Annotated in this window: 19 protein-coding genes, 2 tRNA genes and 2 pseudogenes; 21 read left to right on the top strand and 2 right to left on the bottom strand. The window is 43.7% G+C overall.

The window, feature by feature from the left end; all coding sequences use genetic code 11:
- The first annotated feature begins 3 nt into the window (after positions 1-3).
- From ACI3E5_RS14450 to ACI3E5_RS14435, 4 genes are all read left to right on the top strand, one after another.
- Entirely contained in the window at positions 4-237 is a 234-nt protein-coding gene (locus ACI3E5_RS14450; RefSeq protein WP_005228752.1) for a DUF2969 domain-containing protein, read from the top strand.
- A gap of 85 nt (positions 238-322) precedes the next feature.
- Positions 323-406, top strand: a tRNA-Tyr gene (locus tag ACI3E5_RS14445).
- Between the two features lie 4 nt (positions 407-410).
- Positions 411-482, top strand: a tRNA-Gln gene (locus tag ACI3E5_RS14440).
- Between the two features lie 151 nt (positions 483-633).
- Entirely contained in the window at positions 634-801 is a 168-nt protein-coding gene (locus ACI3E5_RS14435; RefSeq protein WP_005228760.1) for a hypothetical protein, read from the top strand.
- A 49-nt stretch (positions 802-850) separates the two neighbouring features.
- On the opposite strand, the gene ACI3E5_RS14430 is transcribed toward ACI3E5_RS14435, so the two are convergent.
- Complete coding sequence (locus ACI3E5_RS14430; protein ID WP_005228762.1) at positions 851-1,456, bottom strand: TetR/AcrR family transcriptional regulator; 606 nt, start codon at positions 1,454-1,456, stop codon at positions 851-853.
- Between the two features lie 174 nt (positions 1,457-1,630).
- On the opposite strand from ACI3E5_RS14430, the gene ACI3E5_RS14425 reads away from it, so the two are divergent.
- Together ACI3E5_RS14425 and ACI3E5_RS14420 are read left to right on the top strand one after the other, a co-directional pair.
- Positions 1,631-5,857: a 2-hydroxyacyl-CoA dehydratase gene (locus ACI3E5_RS14425; protein ID WP_221693230.1), complete on the top strand. Its 4,227-nt coding sequence runs from the start codon at positions 1,631-1,633 to the stop codon at positions 5,855-5,857.
- A 198-nt stretch (positions 5,858-6,055) separates the two neighbouring features.
- Positions 6,056-6,763 carry a GntR family transcriptional regulator gene (locus ACI3E5_RS14420; RefSeq protein WP_005228765.1) on the top strand — a complete coding sequence of 236 codons (708 nt, stop codon included), beginning with the start codon at positions 6,056-6,058 and terminating at the stop codon, positions 6,761-6,763.
- A gap of 193 nt (positions 6,764-6,956) precedes the next feature.
- Here ACI3E5_RS14420 and ACI3E5_RS14415 read toward each other — a convergent pair whose 3' ends face one another.
- Entirely contained in the window at positions 6,957-7,598 is a 642-nt protein-coding gene (locus ACI3E5_RS14415; RefSeq protein ID WP_086337984.1) for a YigZ family protein, read from the bottom strand.
- Between the two features lie 110 nt (positions 7,599-7,708).
- On the opposite strand from ACI3E5_RS14415, the gene ACI3E5_RS14410 reads away from it, so the two are divergent.
- From ACI3E5_RS14410 to ftsX, 15 genes and pseudogenes are all read left to right on the top strand, one after another.
- Positions 7,709-8,002 (top strand): DUF7662 domain-containing protein, encoded by a 294-nt coding sequence (locus ACI3E5_RS14410; RefSeq protein WP_005228767.1) that lies wholly within the window; start codon positions 7,709-7,711, stop codon positions 8,000-8,002.
- A gap of 72 nt (positions 8,003-8,074) precedes the next feature.
- The gene (locus tag ACI3E5_RS14405; RefSeq protein ID WP_005228768.1) at positions 8,075-8,395 is read left to right on the top strand and encodes a PTS sugar transporter subunit IIB; all 321 of its coding nucleotides are present in this window, start codon (positions 8,075-8,077) and stop codon (positions 8,393-8,395) included.
- Positions 8,396-8,501: 106 nt separating this feature from the next.
- Positions 8,502-9,812: a DEAD/DEAH box helicase gene (locus ACI3E5_RS14400; RefSeq protein ID WP_325815956.1), complete on the top strand. Its 1,311-nt coding sequence runs from the start codon at positions 8,502-8,504 to the stop codon at positions 9,810-9,812.
- Positions 9,802-10,485 carry a ComF family protein gene (locus ACI3E5_RS14395; RefSeq protein WP_010749781.1) on the top strand — a complete coding sequence of 228 codons (684 nt, stop codon included), beginning with the start codon at positions 9,802-9,804 and terminating at the stop codon, positions 10,483-10,485. The genes ACI3E5_RS14400 and ACI3E5_RS14395 overlap by 11 nt, the downstream gene beginning before the upstream one ends.
- A 137-nt stretch (positions 10,486-10,622) precedes the next feature.
- Positions 10,623-11,180: a ribosome hibernation-promoting factor, HPF/YfiA family gene (gene hpf, locus ACI3E5_RS14390; protein ID WP_005231866.1), complete on the top strand. Its 558-nt coding sequence runs from the start codon at positions 10,623-10,625 to the stop codon at positions 11,178-11,180.
- A 184-nt stretch (positions 11,181-11,364) separates the two neighbouring features.
- Positions 11,365-12,312, top strand: a complete 948-nt coding sequence (locus tag ACI3E5_RS14385) for a LacI family DNA-binding transcriptional regulator (RefSeq protein ID WP_005228774.1) — start codon at positions 11,365-11,367, stop codon at positions 12,310-12,312.
- 156 nt (positions 12,313-12,468) lie between these two features.
- A complete protein-coding gene (locus ACI3E5_RS14380; protein WP_015510171.1) occupies positions 12,469-13,734 on the top strand; it encodes an extracellular solute-binding protein in 1,266 nt (421 codons plus the stop codon).
- 160 nt (positions 13,735-13,894) lie between these two features.
- On the top strand, positions 13,895-15,184 hold the full coding sequence (locus tag ACI3E5_RS14375; protein WP_221693228.1) for a carbohydrate ABC transporter permease: 1,290 nt from the start codon (positions 13,895-13,897) through the stop codon (positions 15,182-15,184).
- A 2-nt stretch (positions 15,185-15,186) separates the two neighbouring features.
- Positions 15,187-16,020, top strand: coding sequence for a sugar ABC transporter permease (locus ACI3E5_RS14370; RefSeq protein WP_016608756.1), 834 nt, complete (start codon positions 15,187-15,189; stop codon positions 16,018-16,020).
- Between the two features lie 10 nt (positions 16,021-16,030).
- Entirely contained in the window at positions 16,031-16,846 is an 816-nt protein-coding gene (locus tag ACI3E5_RS14365) for a DUF1189 family protein (RefSeq protein WP_074933465.1), read from the top strand.
- A gap of 248 nt (positions 16,847-17,094) precedes the next feature.
- Positions 17,095-19,479 (top strand): annotated as a pseudogene (gene secA / locus ACI3E5_RS14360) (preprotein translocase subunit SecA); the annotation flags it as partial.
- Between the two features lie 45 nt (positions 19,480-19,524).
- A pseudogene (locus ACI3E5_RS14355) lies at positions 19,525-19,599 on the top strand (SEC-C metal-binding domain-containing protein); the annotation flags it as partial.
- An 88-nt stretch (positions 19,600-19,687) separates the two neighbouring features.
- A protein-coding gene (gene prfB / locus ACI3E5_RS14350) for a peptide chain release factor 2 (RefSeq protein WP_221693227.1) occupies positions 19,688-20,795 on the top strand; the annotation gives its coding sequence in 2 pieces (ribosomal slippage) (positions 19,688-19,759 and positions 19,761-20,795; 1,107 coding nt in all).
- 112 nt (positions 20,796-20,907) lie between these two features.
- The gene (ftsE, locus tag ACI3E5_RS14345) at positions 20,908-21,594 is read left to right on the top strand and encodes a cell division ATP-binding protein FtsE (RefSeq protein WP_005228783.1); all 687 of its coding nucleotides are present in this window, start codon (positions 20,908-20,910) and stop codon (positions 21,592-21,594) included.
- The gene (ftsX, locus tag ACI3E5_RS14340; RefSeq protein WP_010749773.1) at positions 21,587-22,471 is read left to right on the top strand and encodes a permease-like cell division protein FtsX; all 885 of its coding nucleotides are present in this window, start codon (positions 21,587-21,589) and stop codon (positions 22,469-22,471) included. The genes ftsE and ftsX overlap by 8 nt, the downstream gene beginning before the upstream one ends.
- Positions 22,472-22,560: the final 89 nt, after the last annotated feature.

Genomic DNA, 22,560 nt, shown 5'->3' with positions numbered 1-22,560 from the left:
ATCATGTCTAAGAAAAATAAAGATATCGAAGTCCGTATTGAAGAAACAACGAAAGCCATTCATGGCAAAGACTATACCGTCAACGAATTATTTATTGGTAAAAAACGTATCGGTGAGATTTTAACGACTGGACCGAAAGAATTTCAAAGCTTTTTAGGGGATGAAGATCTAGGTTCAAGCAGAAGTTTAGAAGCTGCGATCGAGATGATTATTCGCCAATGGAATTTACATGAATAATTTCTAGAAAAATTTACTTTTTGCTCTTGCAATTTGTTATCTTTTTCGGTATTATAACTATTGTCAGGTTTGAGAAAAACCTTTTGGAGGAGTAGCGAAGTGGCTAAACGCGACGGACTGTAAATCCGTTCCTTAGGGTTCAGTGGTTCGAATCCACTCTCCTCCACCATTATTGGGGTATAGCCAAGCGGTAAGGCAACGGACTTTGACTCCGTCATGCGTTGGTTCGAATCCAGCTACCCCAGTCAGATGAATACGCAAAAAAAAACAGCAAGTAGTCTTGCTGTTTTTTTCGTTATTTAACCATTATTTTTTTGGTTTGAGGAAGGGCTATAAGTTGAAGATTTTTTTTATTTGCGATACGCTAGTAGTAAAGCATTCGGGAGATGAAAACACATGAAATTTAAACTGAATCTAAAAGAAAAAGTAACGGAAGTTGCAGAGCATGTCTATGACGTCGTCAAGAAGGAAGACTATGCGATTCGTGTGGCTCCAAAAGGAATCAAAGTAACTAAACAGCGTAAGACAAAAGACACGATCAAATGGCGCGCAAAAAATCATTGATTAAAGGGCAATTGGTATGAGAGAAACTGCATATAGGCAGTTTCTTTTTTTATTCCTCAATTTCAATCCCCAAGACAGTTAGATGACCGTTTGCCACTAGTTTGATGACGAGTTTTGCTAAATGGTCGGCGTGCATCGTTGTTTCTGCCGTTAGCCACCAATGCAGCGTGCCAACAAATATTGAGGTCATATAATCAATGATGAAGTCTAAGGGCACTTCAAGATCGCCTTCTGTAATCTTCAAGGTTGAAAAGATCTCTTGATACCGTTCCGTTAAAATCAGCCCCAGTTTTTTACGAATGATCTCAATGGCAGAGGCATCCATGATCGTCAAATAAAAAGAGCGATTCTTTTGAATGTGTAAAAAAAGTTCGGTCATGGCCGCTTCGATTTTACGGATCTTGATTCGATTGCCTTGGACGAAATCTTCAAAGTCAAGGATCGAGGTAAAAGATTCGACGGCCAAGTCAAATATTTTTTCATACAAGTCTTGCTTGTCTTTGTAATGGGCATAGAAGGTCGCGCGGTTGATCATGGCTTCGTCTGCGATATTTTGGACAGTCACTTGCTCGAAGCCTTTTTCTTCAACTAAGCGAATAAAGGCTTCAATAATGTACTTATTGGTTCGTTTGACACGTAAATCCAATTTTTTCATATTGTGAATTTCCTTTCAAAATAAACGACAAAAAACGTCTAATTGTTGTTTATCCCACACCTTCGTTGGAATTGTTTGTTGAATTATCAATTAAAAGAATTACAATGAACATAAGTATTATAACAAACGGCTTGTTAGATAATCAACAAAGTGTTGTTTAGATGGAGGCAACAAATGAAAAAATATAAGGCGGGCATCGATGTCGGTTCAACAACGGTCAAGATGGTTCTGTTAGATGAACGCAATCAAACGTGTTTTTCAAGGTATGAACGACACTATGCAGACATCCAAAAGGCAGCGGAAAAAATTATTAAAGAAGCGCAAGCAGTAATCCAAGATCAGCCAGTTGCGCTGGCGATTACCGGATCAGGTGGAATGGGGCTGGCAGAAGTTTTGCGGATCCCTTTTGTCCAAGAGGTCATCGCTTGTACCAAAACAGTCGAGACAGTGATCCCAGAAACGGATGTGGCGATCGAATTAGGCGGTGAAGATGCGAAGATCACCTTTTTTGAAGGTGCGTTGGAGCAGCGGATGAATGGCAGTTGTGCCGGTGGGACCGGTGCGTTTATTGATCAGATGGCGGTTTTATTGAAAACGGATGCCAATGGGGTCAATGAGCTAGCCAAGGGATACCAAACCCTTTATCCGATTGCCTCACGCTGCGGGGTCTTTGCTAAAACTGATGTGCAGCCGCTGATCAATGAAGGAGCGGCAAAAGCGGACATTGCTGCGAGTATTTTTCAAGCGGTAGTCAATCAAACGATTGCTGGTTTAGCTGCTGGTCGTAAAATCAAAGGCAAGGTAGCCTTCTTAGGCGGTCCACTGACGTTTATGTCGGAATTGCGTCAACGATTTATCGATACGTTGAACCTGCAAGAAGCAGATATCATTTTTCCCGAGAATCCAGAACTGTTTGTGGCGATGGGGGCTGCACTGTATGCAGAAGAAGCGCAGCAGCTTTCTGTACTATGCGACCGCTTAGCCAATGAAGAAGGCGGCACACTTGCGCCAACAGATACGCTAGATCCTTTATTCAAAGACGAAGCAGAACTGGCTGCTTTTCGTGCCCGCCATGCCCAAGCAGTTGCTGCAGAAAAACCTTTGTCGGAGCATAAAGGTGCTGCTTATTTGGGTATCGATGCTGGATCAACGACAACGAAAGTCGTCTTGATCAATGCTGCAGGGGATTTGTTGTTTTCTTTTTATGGCAACAATGAAGGCGAGCCGTTAGCGACAACGATGGCGGTTTTACAAGAGCTTTATCGTCAGATGCCTTCTGACGTTTACATCGCAAAGTCAACGATCACAGGGTACGGTGAGCATCTGATCAAACATGCACTGAAGGTCGATATCGGTGAAGTCGAAACGATGGCCCATTACAAAGCTGCTGAACATTTCCAGCCAGGGGTTGATTTTATCTTGGACATTGGTGGGCAAGACATGAAGGCGATGACAGTCAAAGACGGTGCACTTTCTTCGATTCAGCTAAATGAAGCCTGTTCGTCAGGATGCGGCTCGTTCATTGAGACCTTTGCCAAATCTATGAATCAGGATGTCAAAGAATTTGCGCTGGCAGCGACAAAAGCCCAAGCGCCGGTTGACCTGGGTTCGCGTTGTACCGTCTTTATGAACTCAAAAGTCAAACAGGTCCAAAAAGAAGGAGCGTCTGTTGGCGACATTTCGGCTGGCTTGTCTTACTCGGTCATAAAGAATGCTATCTATAAAGTGATCAAGGTTCGGCGCCCCGAAGATCTTGGCGAGAAAATCGTCTGCCAAGGAGGGACTTTCTATAATGAAGCGGTTCTGCGCGCCTTTGAATTGATCAGCGGCCGTGAAGTCGTACGACCATCGATCGCTGGCTTGATGGGCGCTTATGGGGCGGCGTTGATCGCGTTAGAAGAAGCGGCGATCGACGATGTCAGTACGTTGTTGTCTCCTGCAGAAATGGCCGATTTTCAAGCAGAAAAAGAATTTACAAATTGCGGTCTTTGCGAAAACAATTGTTTATTAACCGTGACCCTCTTTTCGGATGGTCGAAAATTCATTACGGGGAATCGCTGCGAACGTGGTGCGCGGATCAAAATCAAAAAAGAAGACCGCAAAGTCAATCTCGTGGATGAAAAATACCGCCGCTTGTTCAAGTACCGTTCTTTGCGTAAAAAAGATGCCCTCCATGGGGAAATCGGCTTACCAAGAGTGTTGAATCTTTATGAAAATTATCCGCTATGGCATACCTTTTTCACCCAGTTAGGGTTTCGAGTAACCTTGTCGCCGCGTTCTAATAAAGAACTATATGAGCAAGGGATCGAAACGATTCCTAGCGATACCGTTTGTTACCCAGCCAAACTAGCCCATGGACACATCCAAGCACTGATCGATCAAAACATACCGTTGATCTTTTATCCAGGAGTCATTTTTGAGCGAGTAGAGAACACTGCCGCTGAAAATCATTTTAACTGTCCAATCGTACAAAGCTATCCAGAAGTGATTCGTAACAACGTCGATGCGATTCGTGAAGGGGCGGTTGACTACCGCTGTCCATTTTTAAATCTGGCAGATGAAGCCTCAATGGTCAAAACCTTAATGGGGACGTTTCAAGATTTTGGTTTTTCTGAAGACGAAATTGCCCAAGCGCTGCGCAGCGGCTTCGAGGAACTAGATCAGTTCAAAGCAGATATTGCGCAACGGGGAGAAGAAACGCTGCGAATGCTGATGACGACCAACCAAAAAGGGATCGTTTTATCTGGAAGACCGTATCATTTGGACCCTGAAATCAACCATGGGATAGCGGAAGTCATTACCCAAGAAGGCTTTCATGTACTGACCGAGGACAGTATTGCTCATTTAGCAAATGTCGGCGATCTGCGGGTCGTGGATCAATGGGTCTATCATTCACGGTTGTATGCGGCTGCACGAGTGGTGGCGAAAAACAAGCAGTTGGAATTGGTTCAATTAAACTCCTTCGGCTGCGGGATCGATGCAGTGACCACCGATCAAGTCGAAGAGATCATGGCGCAATATGGCAAGCTGTATACGGTGTTGAAAATCGATGAGGGTGCAAACCTTGGGGCGATTCGGATTCGGTTGCGTTCCTTGAAAGCAGCAGTCAACGAACGGGATAAACAGCACTTTGTTCCTAAAAAGCAATACGAGGAACCAGCAAAGATTATTTTTACCAAAGAAATGCGAAAGCAGCACACGCTCTTATTGCCGATGTTGAGTCCCATCCACCAAAGCGGATTAGTAGATGTCGCTTTGCAGGCTTCCGGGTATCAAGTGGTCTGTCTGCCCAGTGAAGATCGAGAAGCAGTCAATGTCGGTTTGCGCTTTGTCAATAACGATGCCTGCTACCCGGCCATCATTTCCATTGGGCAGCTGGTAGAAGCGTTACAAAGCGGGGAATATGACGTCGAAAACACCAGCGTACTGATGACCCAGACGGGCGGTGGGTGTCGCGCAACGAACTATATTCCCTTGTTACGTAAAGCATTGAACGATGCAGGATTTCCGCAAGTACCGGTGGTATCTATTTCGATGGGGAATACTGGTGTTGAATCAAATCCTGGCTTTCGCTTTACCTTGCCGATGATGAAACGCTTGGCGGTGGCATTTTTATACGGAGATCTCTTTGAACGGGTCGTTTATCGCACCCGTCCATATGAGAAAGAAGCAGGGGCTGTCGATCGGCTCCACCAAGAATGGCTGGAAAAAATTGCCAAAAATGTCCGCAATGGCTCCTTCAGCCTCTTTAATCGCAATATGAAGAAAATCATTCAAGACTTTGATCAAGTGCCGATAAGAGATATCAAGAAGCCGCGTGTCGGTGTCGTGGGAGAGATTTTAGTGAAGTATTCACCGACTGCCAATAATGATGTCGTTCGCCTGTTAGAAGCAGAAGGAGCGGAAGCGGTCGTACCAGATATTGTCGGCTTCATGAATTATTCCCTCTACAATCAGATTTGGCGCTACGAGCATTTGGGGATGGCGAAGAAAAGCAAAATGATCGCTGATTTTGCGATCATGGCGATTGAACGGCTCCAAAAACCAATGGATAAAGCGTTGAGGGCGTCAACGCGCTTTGAGGGCATTCATTCGATCCATCAGCTTGCCGAGCAAGCGAGCGAGATTGTTTCCATTGGCAACCATACGGGAGAAGGCTGGTTCTTGACCGGTGAGATGATCGATCTGTTGGAAAATAATGTCAACAATATCATTTGTCTGCAACCATTTGGCTGTCTGCCTAACCATGTAGTAGGAAAAGGCGTCATGAAAGAGCTGCGTCGCCAGTACCCACAGGCGAACATTGCAGCGATTGATTACGATCCAGGTGTTTCGATCGTCAATCAATTGAATCGCATTCGCTTGCTGATGGCCACTGCCAATAAAGCGTTGGCTGAATAAATTCTCAAGCCAGCGACCGAACCAATTTAAAAGCAAAGAGACTGCTCTTGTTTGGACAATTTGTGATAACTTCTTTTTCTGCCTATAAAATGGGGAAAGAGTTCGCACAAATTGAGAAAAACTGAGCAGTTTTTGCTTTTTTTATTAGCTATTTAGGTATATACCAGTTATAATAGGAGGGGAACGGAGGAATGTGTAGTGGTGGAAAAATTACCTGTTTATATCCAGATTCATGATCAAATCAAAGCCAATATCGAAAACAATACATACAAAATCGGGGATCGTCTGCCTTCAGAACGGGAGTTGTCAAAACAATTCGGCGTGAGTCGCATGACGTTGCGGCAAGCGATCCAAACCTTAGCGGATGAGGGAATTCTTGAGCGCAAAATCGGTTCTGGCACTTATGTGGCTCGCCAAAAAGTACAAGAGAAAATGACGGGCACGACGAGTTTTACCGAAATTATGAATTCTCTTGGTCGTAAGCCTTCCAGCAAAGCGGTCGCTTATTTCTTGACGGCACCTAGCTCCAGTGAGATGGAAAAGCTGCAATTAGAAGGACACGAAACGATTTTACGGATGGAGCGGATTCGGTATGCGGATGATGTGCCGATCTGTTTTGAAGTAGCGAGTATCCCTGAAAAGTTTATTCATGACTTTAGCAAGGAGGAGATCATCTCTTCCCTCTATAAAGTGTTGGAAGAAAAAGGACAGCGGAAAATTGGCGGCGCTTCGCAAACGATCTCAGCTATGGTCGCTTCCGAGCAAATTGCTGATTACTTACAAATCAAACGCGGCGATGCGATTTTACGTATGCGGCAAATCACTTCATTTGAAGATGGACAACCATTTGAATATGTGCGCACCCAATATGTCGGCAATCGTTTCGAATTTTATATGGAAAAATAAGCTGCCTGGGACGGCTGGAAACAAAAAAGACGCGAAAAAGCCGAAAGGACACTGCGAGCATACGTGCTGTTGCTCCGCATCGGTCAATTCGGTTTTTCAACGATTGGGCGTTTCTGCATTCGCTGCAGCAAGCGGCATTAGAGTCCGTGCTTTGAGGAAAAGAGCAAACCTGACAGGTGCTTGTCCTGCATAGTTACTCGGTTGGCTCCTCGATGAGGCGCTCTACATATTCGGTCTTGCCTTTGTTTAGCTGCACTTGCCCTTGCAGCAAATCAATCAGAGCGGCTTCTTGGTCGGCAAGCGTTGCTTCAGGAATCATTAAGGTAACAACGATTTTCTCGGTATAAGCAATGTCTTTTACGTAGATGTTCTGCAGTTCTAAATAGTTTTGCAGCTTACCTAAAAGGGGATAATCAATGGTCAATGCAAGCTCTTGATGCAAAACGCCTTCGACGATTCCCACCGCCTTGATGCCAGCGGAAGCTGAACTGGAATAAGCGCGGATCAATCCGCCAGCGCCAAGTTTCGTTCCACCGAAGTAGCGGGTAACGACAGCGACCATATTGATCAAGTCATTTTTCTTCAATACTTCTAAAATCGGTACTCCAGCGGTGCCGCTAGGTTCACCATCATCACTGCTGCGTTGGATCTCATGGTTTTCACCCAATACATAGGCGCTGCAATGATGATTCGCCTTCCAATGTTCTTTTTTGAGGGCTTGTATAAACGCTTTGGCTTCATCTTCTGATTGGATTCGTTTTAACGAACAGATGAAACGCGATTTTTTGATTTCTATTTCCGTTTCTCCATCTTGTCGGATCGTTCGATAAGTCACGCGTACGATCGCCTCCTTTATGTTTCTAGTATAGGCAATCGGAAGGAAAGTTACAAATAGAAGAAAGAAAAAGGCACCAACACAGACCTGAAAAAGAGGAGGCAGTTGCTTTGGGTAGACGCAAAAAGTACGATACGATCACTCACTATTTAAAAAACAACGGCGGTTCACAAATTACGTTAACCTTTACCCAGTTTGATGAATTTCTTTTCCCAGCATCTGGCTTGCCCAAAAGTGCCCGCACGAGTACGGATTGGTGGGCAAATGATTACCGACATCCTGAAAACGGGGCCTATGCGTGGCTGAATGCCGGCTATGAGGTAGTCCTCGTCAATTTAAAAAAAGAGTATGTCGTTTTTAACCGTTTAGTAAAATCAAACTGGCTGCTGGATAGAAAGCGTTGACAAATTTCAAACTTGTTCTATACTAGAGATAGGAAATGTTATCTTATTCTTAAAATTCAAGGAGTGTTCGATATGGCGAAAAAAACAATTATGTTAGTTTGTTCTGCAGGAATGAGTACAAGCTTATTAGTAACAAAAATGCAAAAAGCAGCTGAAGCAAAAGGATTAGAAGCAGATATTTTTGCAGTTTCCGCTTCAGAAGCAGATCAACATTTAGAAAGCAAAGACGTAAATGTTTTATTATTAGGACCACAAGTTCGTTTCATGAAAGGCGATTTTGAGAAACGTCTAGCGCCAAAAGGAATTCCTTTAGAAGTAATCAACATGGCAGATTACGGCATGATGAACGGCGAAAAAGTCTTAGATCAAGCTTTGACATTGATCGGCGAATAAGCAAGACCTGCTGTTGAAGCAAACAAGAAATCTGTAATCGGTTCAAGTACTTTTCAAAAAGTACTTGAACCGATTTTTTTGCGTACTTAAAACTGAGGTGTATGTTATGACCAATCAAAATGGAAGACAATTTTTTGTTTTAGATGAAACAATGAATGTAGGAAAACCCTTTGATTCTCGACCGGCAATGCTCGAGCAGGGGCAGAGAATCGTTTGTCAGCGATGCGGTTCTTCCCACCGCAAGCCGTCGGTGCAATTACCGATAGGCAGCTATTACTGTCCAACCTGTATTCGCTATGGTCGGATCACATCAAATGGGCGACTGGTGATTCAACCTACGGATAGTCCAGCCATTGATCACCACATCGTCTGGCCAGGAGCATTGACGCAGTTTCAGCAAAAAATTTCCCAGCAATTGGTGTCTAATTGTCGACAAAAGCGATCCTCGCTTGTTTGGTCGGTCACGGGTTCAGGGAAGACCGAAATGATCTTTGAAACGATCCGCTACGTTCGGCAAGAAGGTGGTCGAGTGGCGATCGTCTCACCTCGGATCGATGTTTGTCGTGAATTGTTTCCGCGGATTCAGCAAGCATTTCCACAAGAGGAAAGCTTGCTCCTTTATGGAAAATCAGAAGAGCCTTATCGCTACACAAACATCCTTATTGCCACCACCCATCAGCTACTGCATTTTTATCGGAGCTTTCAACTGATCGTGGTGGATGAGGTAGATGCATTTCCCTACGAGGGCGATGCGCAGCTGCGTTACGGATTATACAATGCCTTAGCCAAAAACGGGTGTCTGATCTATTTAAGTGCGACGCCTTCAGAACGACTGCTGCAAGAAATTCGTGGAAAATTCGCTGTCTTGAGAATGCCGCTGCGGTTTCATCAGCGTCCATTGATCGTTCCAAAACCTGTTCATTATAGTCACTGGGCGCAGGCTTATCGCAGAAAACGTTGGCTGCGACCATTGCTGCAGCAGTTGCAGCGGCTGCTTCAAAAAAACTTTGTCTTGGTGTTTTGTCCAAGCATTGCGCTGATGAAGGAAGTAGAAGCGGCTGTCCGCCGACAAGGCACGTCATGGTCTTTGACTAGCGTTTCGTCGCAAGATCAAAAACGGAGCGAAAAAGTAGCGTCTGCTCGTCGACAGATTTACAAGGTGTTGTTTACAACGATGATTTTAGAGCGTGGGGTGACGTTTGAAAACGTCTCAGTCATCGTATTGGGTGCTAATCATCCAGTCTTTACAAAATCGGCGCTCGTGCAAATTGCTGGTCGTGTCGATCGTAAAGGGGCCTATACGGAAGGGGAGGTCATTTTTTTCTACGACCAAATGACGGAAGCGATCCGAAAAGCACTCAACGAAATCAAGGAAATGAACCAATTGGCAAAAAGCTGGCTGACCGATGGTGTGTAGTTGGTGTAAAAGGACTTTTCCTAGAGAACGAACGATCATTGAGGTGTTGGCTCCTTGGCGTATCCCAGAAAATGAATTGTGCCCGCAATGTGCCCAACAGTTTTCAGTGATCGATTGGCGAACCTGCTGCCCTTCGTGTGGAAAAAAAGAAACTGAGTTTTGCAGCGATTGTCTCTATTGGGAAGAAACGTGTCCCATGATACAATTGCAGCACCGAGCGCTATTTGCTTACGATCAAGGAATGAAGGATTGGCTTCACGAATACAAATTGATGGGAAACTATCAGTTGCGGGGGACGTTTGCGCCTGTGATCAAACAGAAACTCAACAGGTTTGACTATGAGTGTTTGATTCCCATCCCACTATCGGCAGAGCGTTACCAACAGCGAGGGTTTAATCAAGTCACCGCTGTGCTGGAAGCCGCCGGAGTCAGATTTCAAGAGTTACTGGAGAAAGTTGTTGATACCGCACCACAGGCACAACGTTCTCGCAGGCAACGATTAGTAGAGGCGCAACCCTTTGCAGTGAAGCCAGATGTAGCGTGTGAAATCAAAGGGAAAAAATTATTGTTGATCGATGATGTGTATACTACCGGTAGAACGTTATATCATGCAGCTGAAGCATTGCAGTCCTTTGGCCCCCAGTCGATTCGTTCTTTTTCTATTGCTCGTTGAAACGTTGTTTTGAAAACGCTTAAAGAAAATTGTTCGATTTACTAGGCAAATGACCAAGAGTTCGATATAATAGAGTTAAGAAGAAGAAAAGAGTGGTCCTTTTCCTTCTTTACTGGTAGACGAAAGGGGTAATTTTTATGTTTAGATATAATGTGCGTGGCGAAAATATCGAGGTAACAGAAGCGATCCGTGATTACGTCGAGAAAAAAGTAGGTAAATTAGAACGTTATTTTAATGATGTGCCAGAAGCAACAGCACACGTTAATTTGAAAGTTTATACAGAAAAAACTGCAAAAGTAGAAGTAACGATTCCTTTACCATTCCTAGTTCTACGTGCGGAAGAAACTTCACCTGATCTATATGCTAGTATCGATTTGGTTGTTGACAAATTGGAACGCCAAATCCGCAAATTCAAAACAAAAATCAATCGCAAATCTCGTGAGACAGCGTTGGTTCCGCCAACAGATGGTGATTTGTTCACAACTGAAGCAAACGATGAAGAAACCAATGGTTCTGATTTAGACATCGTACGTACAAAACGTTTGTCTTTAAAACCAATGGATAGTGAAGAAGCTGTTTTACAAATGAACATGCTTGGACACAACTTCTTTATCTTTGAAGATGCGGAAACGAATGGAACGAGCATTGTGTATCGTCGGAAAGATGGTAAATACGGGTTGATCGAAACGGATTAACACGTGTGGGATCCTTTTGGCGACACCCCAAAAAAAGTCTTTTTTGACAGAGTAGCTGAGAAGCTGCTCTGTTTTTTTATCTTTTGGAATGAAGCAAGAAATCTTTCTATATAAAAGTTGGCTTTGTTTCTCTTTTGTTTTATTGTGTTATACTATAGATGAAATAATACAGGGAGAGTGAATCATGACTACGTTAGCAGATGTCGCCAAAAAAGCAAATGTTTCCGCAATGACCGTTTCTCGAGTGATCAACCATCCAGATAAAGTGACCGAAGAGCTAAAGCAGCTCGTTCATCAAGCAATGCTAGAACTGGATTATCAACCGAATATTGCTGCCAAATCATTAGTTTCCAAGCGTTCCCATATCATCAAAGTGTATATCTTAGAGGAGATGGACACGACGGAGCCATACTATATGAATTTATTAGTGGGGATCGCTCGTTCCATCGGCAAAGCGCATTATTCGTTGCAGCTGGTTACGACGGATGGGGTGGATCGTGGCCCAGCAGATGGTTGTATCATTACGGGATTTCGCCAAAAGGATATGGACTGGATAAAAAATTTAAAGAAACCCGTCGTTCTATTTGGTGAAAATGAAGCTGGATTCAGCTTTGTTGATAGTGACAACTACCAAGGGATCGTTTCTGCTTGTAAACACGCCCTCGATACTGGCTATCAACACTTGGTCTATATTGGTTTAGAGTTGGAAGAAGCATTTACGAAAAGCCGAGAAAAAGGGTACATAGATACAGTCACAAAAACAGGACAAGCACCAAAAATCCATCGTTTTGAGAACCGTTCTTCCGCAGCCCGCACCTTTATCACAGCACAGAAGGAGCAATTTGCGGAAAATACTTGTTTTATTTGTGCGACGGATCGTTTGGCACTAGGCATCAATCAAGGCTTGCAGTCGATTGGCGCGCAGATACCAAAGGATTTTGGGATTGTCGGCTACGATGGGGTATTCCTGGATCAGGTCAGCTCACCCAAGTTGACGACTATGAAGCAAGCCATCGTTGAGATGGGCGAAGCTTGTGGTGAATTACTGATTCAAAAAATTGAACAGAACGATACGAGCCTGCGACAACAGCGCTTTTTACCGCAACTCGTGGTTCGTGAATCCACAAGGTGAAAAATTAAGCAAATGGTTGCGCAATTTCTTCTCAATTCCTAAATATCTTAATTTAAAGGCTTTTTCAATTTTTGTTATCGCTAACATTTAGAAAATGTTTGCCATTTTAAGAAACCGGTTGCATAATAGAGTTACAAATTGCAGGAGGTAAACAGGATGAAAGTGAATTGGAAAAAGGCAGCTCTAGGATTAGTTTCAGGAAGTGCGTTGTTAGCGCTTGCAGCATGTGGCGGCAACGGCGGTAGTACCGATGGTAGTAATGCAGATGCAGGTTCAGGTAGCGATGAAAAAACGATCACGGTCTCTGTAGGCGCAGACTATATTGATTATATCAATGAAGTGAAATCTGACTTTGAATCTGAAAATGATGTCACCATCAACGTTGTGGAAATGGACATGTTCGATCAAATGGATGCGCTTCAACTAGACGGTCCTGCTGGGAAAGGCCCAGATGTTACGATGTCTCCTTATGACCGTGTGGGTCAAGTAGGCTCCCAAGGGCATTTGGCAGAAATGACTTTGCCAGATGATGGACGGTACAGCGATACAGACAAGCAACAAGTGACCATCGATGATAAGATCTATGGCGCACCAGCAATGATCGAAGCGGTTGTCATGTTCTACAACAAAGACTTGATCGATGAAGCACCAGCAACTTTTTCTGATTTAGAAGAACTAGCAAAAGATGATCGTTTTGCAGAAGGCGATGACAATGTTGGTTTCTTAGCTCGTTGGACGGACTTTTATTATACGTATGGTCTATTAGCGGGGCATGGCGGGTATGTCTTTGGTGATGAAGGAACAGATCCATCTGATCTAGGGCTGAACAATGAAGGTTCTGTTGAAGCAATCACGTATGCAACTGATTGGTTCCAAAATGTTTGGCCGCAAGGAATGCTTGATGTATCAGCCAACGAAAACTTGATGTTGGATTACTTCAATCAAGGCAAAACAGCAGCTATCATTTATGGACCATGGGGCGTGAACGGCTTTGAAGAAGCAGGCATCAACTATGGAGTAGCGAAAATCCCAACGCTAAACAACGGCAACGACTATGAAACATTTGGCGGCGGAAAAGCGTGGGTGGTATCTAACTACTCACAAAACAAAGACGTTTCTCAACAATTTGTCGAGTATTTGACCAACGAAGCCAATCAAGAGAAATTGTATGACATGCGTCATGATATTCCAGCGAACATTATGGCTCAAGAAACAGTCGCTGCTTCTGATGATCCAGTAGCAAAAGCAGTGATTGAGCAATACAGTGTTTCACAACCAATGCCAAATATCCCTGAAATGTCTGAGGTTTGGGTAGGGGCTGAAAACATGCTGTTTGATGCAGGTTCAGGCAATATGACTCCTCAAGAAGCAGCGGATAATGCTGCCAAAACAATCGAAGAAGCGATTGAGCAGAAATACTAATAATTAGCCGATTACGGTCTGTCATTCATGTCGACGATTCTATAGAGGATGTTTGTCAAAAGGATTCCTTGCAACGTAGCACGCAAGAAATTGCTTGACGAGATTGTTTTCTATCGATCGTCGGCCGCTTGGCAGACTTTCGATTTTAAGGAGGATACATATGAGGACGAATTCACAAGCCATGCAGACAGCGCTTCTTTCAATCATCCCTGGTGGGGGACAATTCAAAAATGGTCAGAAATTCAAAGCGGGTCTCTTTTTTGCAGCCTTTCTGATTTTTCTGGTCGAAATGCTTTTGTTTGGTGGACAAGCACTTTATAACTTTGTCACACTCGGATCAGTACCGATGGAAGACAACTCTTTGTTCTTGTTGATTGAAGGAACACTGCAGGTCATCGTTACCGTTATTTTCGTTATCTTTTGGGTTTTAAATATCAAAGATGCTTATCAGGTTCGGCAAAGCATTGAAAAGGGCTTCCCGGTAGCTGTTACGAGAAAAGAATTTTTCAAAAAATTATACGAAGATGGGTTCGCGTACTTACTGACGATCCCTGCCTACTTGGTAATGATCGTAGCAATTATTTTTCCAGTAATGGTGACGCTCTTTATGGCATTTACCAACTATGATTTTCGACACATTCCGCCAGCAAACTTAATCGACTGGATCGGTTTTTCGAATTTCACGAATATCTTCACCTTAAGTTCTTACCGCGACACCTTTGTAAAAGTATTCAGTTGGACGGTGATTTGGACCGTTTTAGCAACCACCTTGCAAATTACACTCGGCATACTGACAGCAGTTGTTGCCAACCAAAAATTTGTGAAGTTTCGTCGCGTCTTTGGGGTGATTTTCTTGCTTCCTTGGGCGGTGCCAGCGTTTATCACAATCATGAGTTTTTCAAATATGTTTAATGATACCGCAGGAGCGATCAATACGCAGGTGATCCCGCTATTGAACAATCTGCCTTTTGTGGATATTGGGAACATTGCTTGGAAGACTGATCCGTTTTGGACGAAAACGGCGATTATTTTGATTCAGGGTTGGTTAGGGTTTCCTTACATCTATGTAATGGTTTCGGGGATTTTACAATCCATTTCCGAAGATTTGTATGAAGCAGCAAAAATGGATGGAGCCAATGCGTTGCAGCGTTTTCGGAACATTACGCTGCCGGCAATCTTTTTGGTAGCAGCCCCAACCTTCGTTACGCAATATACAGGGAACTTTAATAACTTCTCGATGATCTATCTATTTAACGAAGGTGGACCAGGGAGTTTAGGCGGAAATGCTGGATCGACAGATATTTTGATTTCATGGATCTACAAACTGACGACCGGCGGCTCACCACAATATTCGATTGCTTCTGCATTGACCTTGATCATTTCCTTTGTGGTGATCTCCATTTCATTACTGGTGTTTAAAAAGACGAATGCATTTAATATGGAGGATTGAGGATGAAAAAGAAGAAGTTTTCTTTCAGCAAATTATTTACCTACTTGTTTATGATCGCGTTATCGATCATTATCATCTATCCCTTGTTGATTACCGCAACCTCAGCCTTCAAGGCAGGGAACATGATCGCTTTTCGCTTAGATTTTGATGCGGATTGGACATTGAACAACTTTCGACGTTTATTCAATGAAACCCCGTATTTGACATGGTATAAAAACACCTTGATCGTGGCCGTTTCGACGATGATCATTCAAGTAATGATCGTAACGTTAGCAGGGTATACTTACAGTCGTTACCGTTTTGCTGGTCGTAAAAGTAGTCTGATGGTGTTCTTGATCGTTCAAATGGTACCGACAATGTCGGCGTTGACCGCTTTTTATGTTATGGGCTTATTAGCAAACGGTCTAGATAGCTTCTGGTTCTTGACACTGATTTATATCGGTGGTGGGATTCCGATGAATACTTGGCTGATGAAGGGGTACTTTGATACGGTACCCATCGACTTGGATGAATCAGCAAAACTTGATGGTGCAGGGCATTTTCGTATCTTTTGGCAAATCGTTTTGCCCCTCGTAAAACCAATGGTTGCCGTCCAAGCATTGTGGGCCTTTATGGGACCATTCGGCGAATTCTTGCTGGCGCGATTCTTGCTTCGCTCACAAGAGCGTTTGACCGTCGCAGTCGGGCTGCAAACCTTTATCAATGATGCCCGTAACCAACGGGTCGCACTCTTTGCGGCAGGGGCGATTTTGATCGCCGTACCGATCGCTGCACTGTTTTTCTTCTTACAAAAATACTTTGTTTCAGGTTTGACCTCTGGCGGAACAAAAGGATAGGAATGATAGGATGTCTGAACAACGATTTCCCTTAACGTACTTTGGGGCCATTTTTTCTCCAACAAAAGTCTATGCATGGCGTAAAAAATTAAATCGCTGGCAGCAAGTGTTCGTCTATGTTTTCTTGATGTCCTTGCTGATGATCCCCTTGACCTTAATGATCAGCAAGCAAACGGATCAAGCCTTTGCGGCATTTTTTCCCCATGCAAAAACACTCGTGACGGCAGAAACGGCAGCAAAATACAGTGAGCTGCAGCTGGAAGATGGCAAACTTTTAGCGGATGAGTCACAAGTCTTTTCCCAAACAGAAGCGGGGATCATAGGCGTTGCGCTTTCAGAAGCGGCTCTTGAAAAAGCGAAATACGCCATCAATTTTCGGGAAACAGACTGGACCATCAAAGAAGAAATCGATGGACAAACTTATCACTATGAAATGCGTTACACGGCGGAAATGGCACCTGATCAAGTAGATGATGCGGCTTCGTTTCAAAAAGCAATCGAAGACGGCTTCTATCGCAACAACGAGACGGCGATTTTCTTCAGTCAGACGATCACAGTGGCATTTTTATTGGTGGCAATGAATAGTATTCTAGTCATAGGCGCAGCGTTTTTCCTCTGGTTGACGAAAAAATCACGACTATCGACAATCGGCAGCTTCAAAGAAAGTACGAACGTGATTTTAAATGCACTGGGGGCAGGCTCTCTCGTTGCGATGTTGGCAGGATTTATTGGCGCTGATATCGTCTTGATGATCGGGATTCAGTCTTTAGGCATGCTACTGATGCTCTTCTTAGCTTTCTTAAAAACCCGTTTTAAAACGGCATAATTTGCAAACCTTCGCAACAAGACGTTTGGGCGTGTGCTGGACTTTCAGCGCCGATCAATGGCTTGTTGCGTGTTTTTTTTTCCGCGTTTCTTTAAAATCTGTGAAAAAAGGTTAAGAATCCGTTTATCACGCAAGATTGATGCGATAGTTCTATCGAAAAATATTTCATTTATGGTGAACTAGTGCTAAAATAGTTAGGAGAGTTTCCAGCTAGGATAATGCAGAAGTAAAAGGAGAATTATTAAGGTATGGCCAATTTTTTTAGAAAATTAATCGAAAACGACAAAAAAGAATTAAAACGTCTTGACCATATTGCGAATCAAGTTGAATCACATGCGGATGAAATGGCCGCTTTATCTGATGAACAATTACGCGGGAAAACCGATGAATTTCGTCGTCGTTTCCAAGAGGGAGAGACTTTGGATAAATTATTACCTGAAGCCTTTGCAGTAGTACGTGAAGCTGCAAAACGCGTTTTGGGCCTTTATCCTTACCACGTCCAATTAATGGGTGGGATCGTCTTGCATGATGGGAATATCCCAGAGATGCGTACGGGTGAAGGGAAAACCTTGACGGCGACATTACCTGTTTATTTGAATGCTTTGAGCGGTCAAGGTGTCCACGTCGTAACTGTCAATGAATACTTGGCAACTCGTGACTCGACTGAGATGGGGGAGCTGTACAACTTTTTAGGGTTGACGGTCGGCTTGAACATTAACTCAAAATCAGCAGAAGAAAAACGTGCGGCATATGCTTGTGACATCACTTATAGTACAAACAATGAATTAGGGTTTGACTATTTGCGGGACAACATGGTGGTTTACCGTCATCAAATGGTACAGCGTCCATTAAACTATGCCATCGTCGATGAGGTCGATTCGATCTTGATCGATGAAGCGAGAACACCGTTGATCATTTCAGGACAAGCAGAAAAATCAACTGCGCTATACAATCGGGTCGACAATTTTGTCAAACGCTTGACGGAAGAAGAAGACTACAAAATCGATATCCAATCAAAAACGATCGGTTTGACAGAACGTGGGATCGAAAAAGCGGAAGAGACCTTCGGCTTAGAAAACTTGTATGATATTGAAAACACGGCATTGACCCATCACTTGGATCAAGCACTACGAGCGAATTACATTATGATTCGCGATATCGATTATGTCGTGCAAGATGGAAAAGTAATGATCGTTGACCAATTTACAGGTCGGATCATGGATGGTCGCCGATATTCTGATGGGCTCCATCAAGCGATCGAAGCGAAAGAAAGTGTCGAAATCGAAGATGAAACCAAAACGATGGCGACGATCACATTCCAGAACTACTTTCGGATGTACAAAAAACTGTCTGGGATGACTGGTACAGCGAAAACGGAAGAAGAAGAGTTTCGAGAAATCTATAACATGCAAGTCATTCAGATTCCTACAAACAAACCAATCTTACGGGATGATCGTGCGGACTTGCTTTATCCAACGCTTACGAGCAAATTCCAAGCAGTCGTTCAAGACATCAAAGAGCGTCACCGCAAAGGACAACCCGTGCTTGTAGGGACGGTCGCTGTTGAGACTTCTGAATTACTGTCATCGATGCTTGATCGTGAGAAAGTTCCTCATGAAGTATTGAATGCCAAGAATCACTTTAAAGAAGCAGAAATCATTTTGAATGCGGGACAAAAAGGTGCTGTAACGATCGCGACCAATATGGCTGGTCGGGGAACGGATATCAAGTTAGGTCTTGGTGTTGCAGAACTAGGCGGCTTGGCAGTTATCGGTACTGAGCGTCATGAATCCCGACGGATCGATAATCAGTTGCGGGGACGTGCGGGACGTCAAGGAGATCCAGGGATGTCGCAATTTTACTTGTCGTTAGAAGATGATTTAATGAAGCGTTTTGGTTCTGAACGAATCAAAGTGTTCTTGGATCGGATGAAGATCGATGAAGGCGACGCCGTGATCCAAAGCAAGATGCTTTCAAAACAAGTAGAATCTGCCCAACGACGAGTGGAAGGCAATAACTACGACACTCGGAAAAATGTCTTGCAATACGATGACGTGATGCGAGAACAGCGGGAAGTTATTTACGGACAACGTCAAGAAGTGATCATGGAAGAAACGGATCTTTCACCACAATTAATGAATATGGTGAAACGTTCCATCAGCCGAGTCGTCGACAGTCATACGCAATTAGAAGAAAGCAATTGGAACTACGAAGGAATCGTTGATTTTGCGGCGAATGCACTTGTTCATGAAGATACTATCAGTATCGAGGACATCAAGGGCAAATCAGCTCAAGAGATCAAAGACTACCTAAACCAACGGGCAGAAGAAGTCTTTGAACAAAAGAAAGCACAACTTAATAGTCCAGAACAATTACTGGAATTTGAAAAAGTCGTCATCCTACGAGTTGTCGATACGAAGTGGACCGACCACATCGATGCTATGGATCAGCTGCGTCAATCGGTTGGGTTACGGGCTTATGGACAAAACAATCCATTAGTTGAGTACCAAACAGAAGGATTCAATATGTTTGAGAACATGGTTGGAGCGATCGAATATGAAGTAACTCGTCTCTTTATGAAGGCAGAGATTCGTCAAAACGTTCAACGGGAACAAGTTGCTCAAGGGGAAGCACAAGGGGTAGAAGAAGCACCTGCTGCCCAAGCACCAAGTTTCAAAAACGTTGGTCGTAACGATCCTTGTCCATGCGGCAGCGGGAAAAAATTCAAGAATTGCCACGGGAAAAATATGTAACACGTTTTGAAAAAGTTGAGAGTAGGCTGGCAGACGTTTTTGTCCAGTCTACTTTCGTTTGTAAGAAAAAAAGAAAGAAGGAATTTTAATGGAAATCGCAGATATTCGGAATCAATTGACCCAGATGAATGAAAAAATAATCAGTTTTAGGGGGTCTCTTTGACTTAGATCAGTTAGAAGAGGACATTGCGGAAGCGGAACACCAAATGGCAGATCCCACCTTTTGGGATGACTCAGAAAAAGCTCAACAAGTCATTAACGCAAACAATGCCAACAAAGAGACCTACGATCAGTTCAATCAGTTAGCAGAAGAATTGGAAGAGCTGGAAGTGATGTTGGAAATGATTCAAGAAGAAGCAGACCTAGAAATGGAAGCAGAACTTGAAGCACGGATCACGAAGCTAAACGAGAAAATGGCGTCTTATGAATTGTCGATGCTGTTAGATGAACCCTATGATCGAAATAACGCCATCATCGAGCTTCATCCTGGTGCAGGCGGTACCGAATCACAAGACTGGGGCAGCATGCTGTTACGGATGTATACTCGTTTTTGCGAACAACACGGGTATCAAGTAGAGACCCTCGACTATCAAGCTGGTGATGAAGCGGGGATCAAAAGTGTCACTTTACTTGTAAAAGGCCACAACGCCTATGGGTATTTGAAATCGGAAAAAGGCGTTCATCGTTTAGTTCGGATCTCACCTTTTGATTCAGCCAAGAGACGGCACACGTCATTTTGCTCGGTGGATGTGATGCCAGAATTAGATGGGGCGATCGATGTGGAAATCAACTCAGATGATTTGAAAATCGATACGTACCGCGCAAGTGGTGCGGGTGGACAGCACATCAACAAAACCGAATCTGCTGTGCGGATCACCCATATTCCGACAGGAACGGTCGTTGCTAGCCAAGCCCAGCGCTCACAATTGAAAAACCGTGAGCAAGCGATGGGGATGTTGAAAGCCAAGCTGTATCAATTAGAAGTGGAAAAGAAAGAGCAAGAGGCAGCAGCCTTGCGAGGCGAGCAGTTAGAAATTGGTTGGGGCTCGCAAATCCGTTCTTATGTCTTCCATCCCTATTCGATGGTCAAAGATCACCGAACGAATTTCGAAACTGGGAATGTACAGGCAGTCATGGATGGCGATTTGGATGGCTTTATCGACGCGTATTTGAAGCTGAAACTGAATCAAAAATAACCTTGTGTGACTTAAACAGATTGAAACATAATTGTAATCTGTTGCAAGCAAGGTGAAATATATTCATGCTATAATAAGCCAGAATGAAAATTTGAGATGGAGAGATAGCTGTATGATAGAAATGAAAGATATAATGAAAAAGTACTCTAATGGTACGACTGCTATCCGTAACCTTTCGATTTCAATTGATCAAGGAGAGTTTGTTTATGTCGTGGGCCCATCGGGTGCCGGTAAATCAACCTTTATCAAATTGATGTATCGGGAAGAAAAAGCAACCAAAGGCGTTTTGAATGTCGCAGGATATGATTTGGTCGGCATGAAAAACCGCGAGATCCCATTGATGCGTCGAGAAATCGGCGTGGTCTTTCAGGATTATAAACTTTTACCACGGAAAACGGTCTTTGAAAATGTTGCTTATGCAATGCAAGTTATCGGCCGCAAACCTCGTGATATCAAAAAACGGGTGATGGAAGTGTTAGACTTGGTCGGCCTGAAACATAAGGTGCGGGTATTTCCAAGTGAGCTTTCCGGTGGGGAACAACAGCGGGTGTCGATCGCTCGTGCCATCGTAAATACGCCGAAAGTATTGATTGCGGATGAACCAACGGGGAATCTAGATCCTGAAAACTCATGGGAAATCATGAAGCTGCTGGATCGGATCAATGCCCAAGGAACAACGGTCGTTATGGCGACCCATAATAGTACGATCGTAAATACGATTCGTCATCGCGTGATCGCGATTGAAAATGGCCGCATTATTCGCGACCAAGCGGAAGGAGAATATGGTTACGATGATTAGAACATTTTTCCGTCATCTCCTGGAGAGTATCAAAAGTTTAAAGCGTAACGGCTGGATGACTATTGCGTCATTGAGTGCGGTAACGATCACACTGACATTAGTCGGTATTTTTCTAGGTGTAATCTTAAATGCAACAAAACTAGCCGAAGACATTCGCGAGAATGTGGACGTTTCGGTTTTCGTTGATATTGGTACGGAACAAGAAGACATGGATGCTTTGGAACAGTCCTTAAATGATCTGCCGAACGTTTCAGAAGTGAAATTTTCTAGCCGAGACGAAGAATTGCAGAAGATCCAAGATGCAATGGGGGATTCATGGAACTTGTTCGAAGGCGACAGCAATCCGCTGTATAACGTGTTTGTCGTCAGTGCAACAGATCCAGAGTATACGACAGAGATCGCTGAGCAAGCTGGCGAATTGCCAAATGTTTTCAAAGCCGATTACGGCGGAGATTCTTCTGACCGAATCTTTGAATTGTCTGCTGCTGTGCGGACTTGGGGCTTAGCTGCTGCTGTCTTATTGATTTTTGTGGCAATGTTCCTGATCTCTAATACGATTCGGATCACGATTTTGTCTCGTCAAAGAGAAATTCAGATCATGCGTCTGGTGGGGGCGAAAAACGGCTACATTCGTTGGCCATTCTTCCTTGAAGGCGGCTGGATCGGACTCTTAGGTTCGATCGTTCCGATTGCATTAATGTACTTCGGCTACCACCAAGTTTATGCAATGGTCAATCCATCCTTACTGCGTTCAAATTACAGTTTAATTGCACCAAATATGTTTCTATTACAAGTTTGCGGTGTGATGGCACTGATTGGGATCGTGATCGGTTCACTTGGTTCTGTCTTATCAATGCGCCGTTTCTTAAAATTCTAAACCGATGTTTTCTGGCTCTTCGACATTTAGTGTTGGTAGAGAAAGATACAACTGAAAATTTAGTCATAACCAGTTAGGCAGATTGCTTA

Source organism: Candidatus Enterococcus avicola (assembly GCF_047470845.1).
GTDB classification, from domain to species: domain Bacteria; phylum Bacillota; class Bacilli; order Lactobacillales; family Enterococcaceae; genus Enterococcus_D; species Enterococcus_D casseliflavus.
The sequence above is the reverse complement of the archived record's forward strand: the minus strand, read 5'-3'. Positions and strand labels throughout refer to the sequence as shown.

What these genes read in the sequence shown, in the direction of transcription:
- ACI3E5_RS14375 (WP_221693228.1), top strand. Translation starts at nt 13,895, where the DNA reads ATGAGGACGAATTCACAAGCCATGCAGACAGCGCTTCTTTCAATCATC.
- ACI3E5_RS14395 (WP_010749781.1), top strand. Translation starts at nt 9,802, where the DNA reads ATGGTGTGTAGTTGGTGTAAAAGGACTTTTCCTAGAGAACGAACGATC.
- ftsE (WP_005228783.1), top strand. Translation starts at nt 20,908, where the DNA reads ATGATAGAAATGAAAGATATAATGAAAAAGTACTCTAATGGTACGACT.
- ACI3E5_RS14385 (WP_005228774.1), top strand. Translation starts at nt 11,365, where the DNA reads ATGACTACGTTAGCAGATGTCGCCAAAAAAGCAAATGTTTCCGCAATG.
- ACI3E5_RS14450 (WP_005228752.1), top strand. Translation starts at nt 4, where the DNA reads ATGTCTAAGAAAAATAAAGATATCGAAGTCCGTATTGAAGAAACAACG.
- ACI3E5_RS14370 (WP_016608756.1), top strand. Translation starts at nt 15,187, where the DNA reads ATGAAAAAGAAGAAGTTTTCTTTCAGCAAATTATTTACCTACTTGTTT.
- ftsX (WP_010749773.1), top strand. Translation starts at nt 21,587, where the DNA reads ATGATTAGAACATTTTTCCGTCATCTCCTGGAGAGTATCAAAAGTTTA.
- hpf (WP_005231866.1), top strand. Translation starts at nt 10,623, where the DNA reads ATGTTTAGATATAATGTGCGTGGCGAAAATATCGAGGTAACAGAAGCG.
- ACI3E5_RS14430 (WP_005228762.1), bottom strand. Translation starts at nt 1,456, where the DNA reads ATGAAAAAATTGGATTTACGTGTCAAACGAACCAATAAGTACATTATT.
- ACI3E5_RS14380 (WP_015510171.1), top strand. Translation starts at nt 12,469, where the DNA reads ATGAAAGTGAATTGGAAAAAGGCAGCTCTAGGATTAGTTTCAGGAAGT.
- ACI3E5_RS14400 (WP_325815956.1), top strand. Translation starts at nt 8,502, where the DNA reads ATGACCAATCAAAATGGAAGACAATTTTTTGTTTTAGATGAAACAATG.
- ACI3E5_RS14435 (WP_005228760.1), top strand. Translation starts at nt 634, where the DNA reads ATGAAATTTAAACTGAATCTAAAAGAAAAAGTAACGGAAGTTGCAGAG.
- ACI3E5_RS14405 (WP_005228768.1), top strand. Translation starts at nt 8,075, where the DNA reads ATGGCGAAAAAAACAATTATGTTAGTTTGTTCTGCAGGAATGAGTACA.
- ACI3E5_RS14365 (WP_074933465.1), top strand. Translation starts at nt 16,031, where the DNA reads ATGTCTGAACAACGATTTCCCTTAACGTACTTTGGGGCCATTTTTTCT.
- ACI3E5_RS14425 (WP_221693230.1), top strand. Translation starts at nt 1,631, where the DNA reads ATGAAAAAATATAAGGCGGGCATCGATGTCGGTTCAACAACGGTCAAG.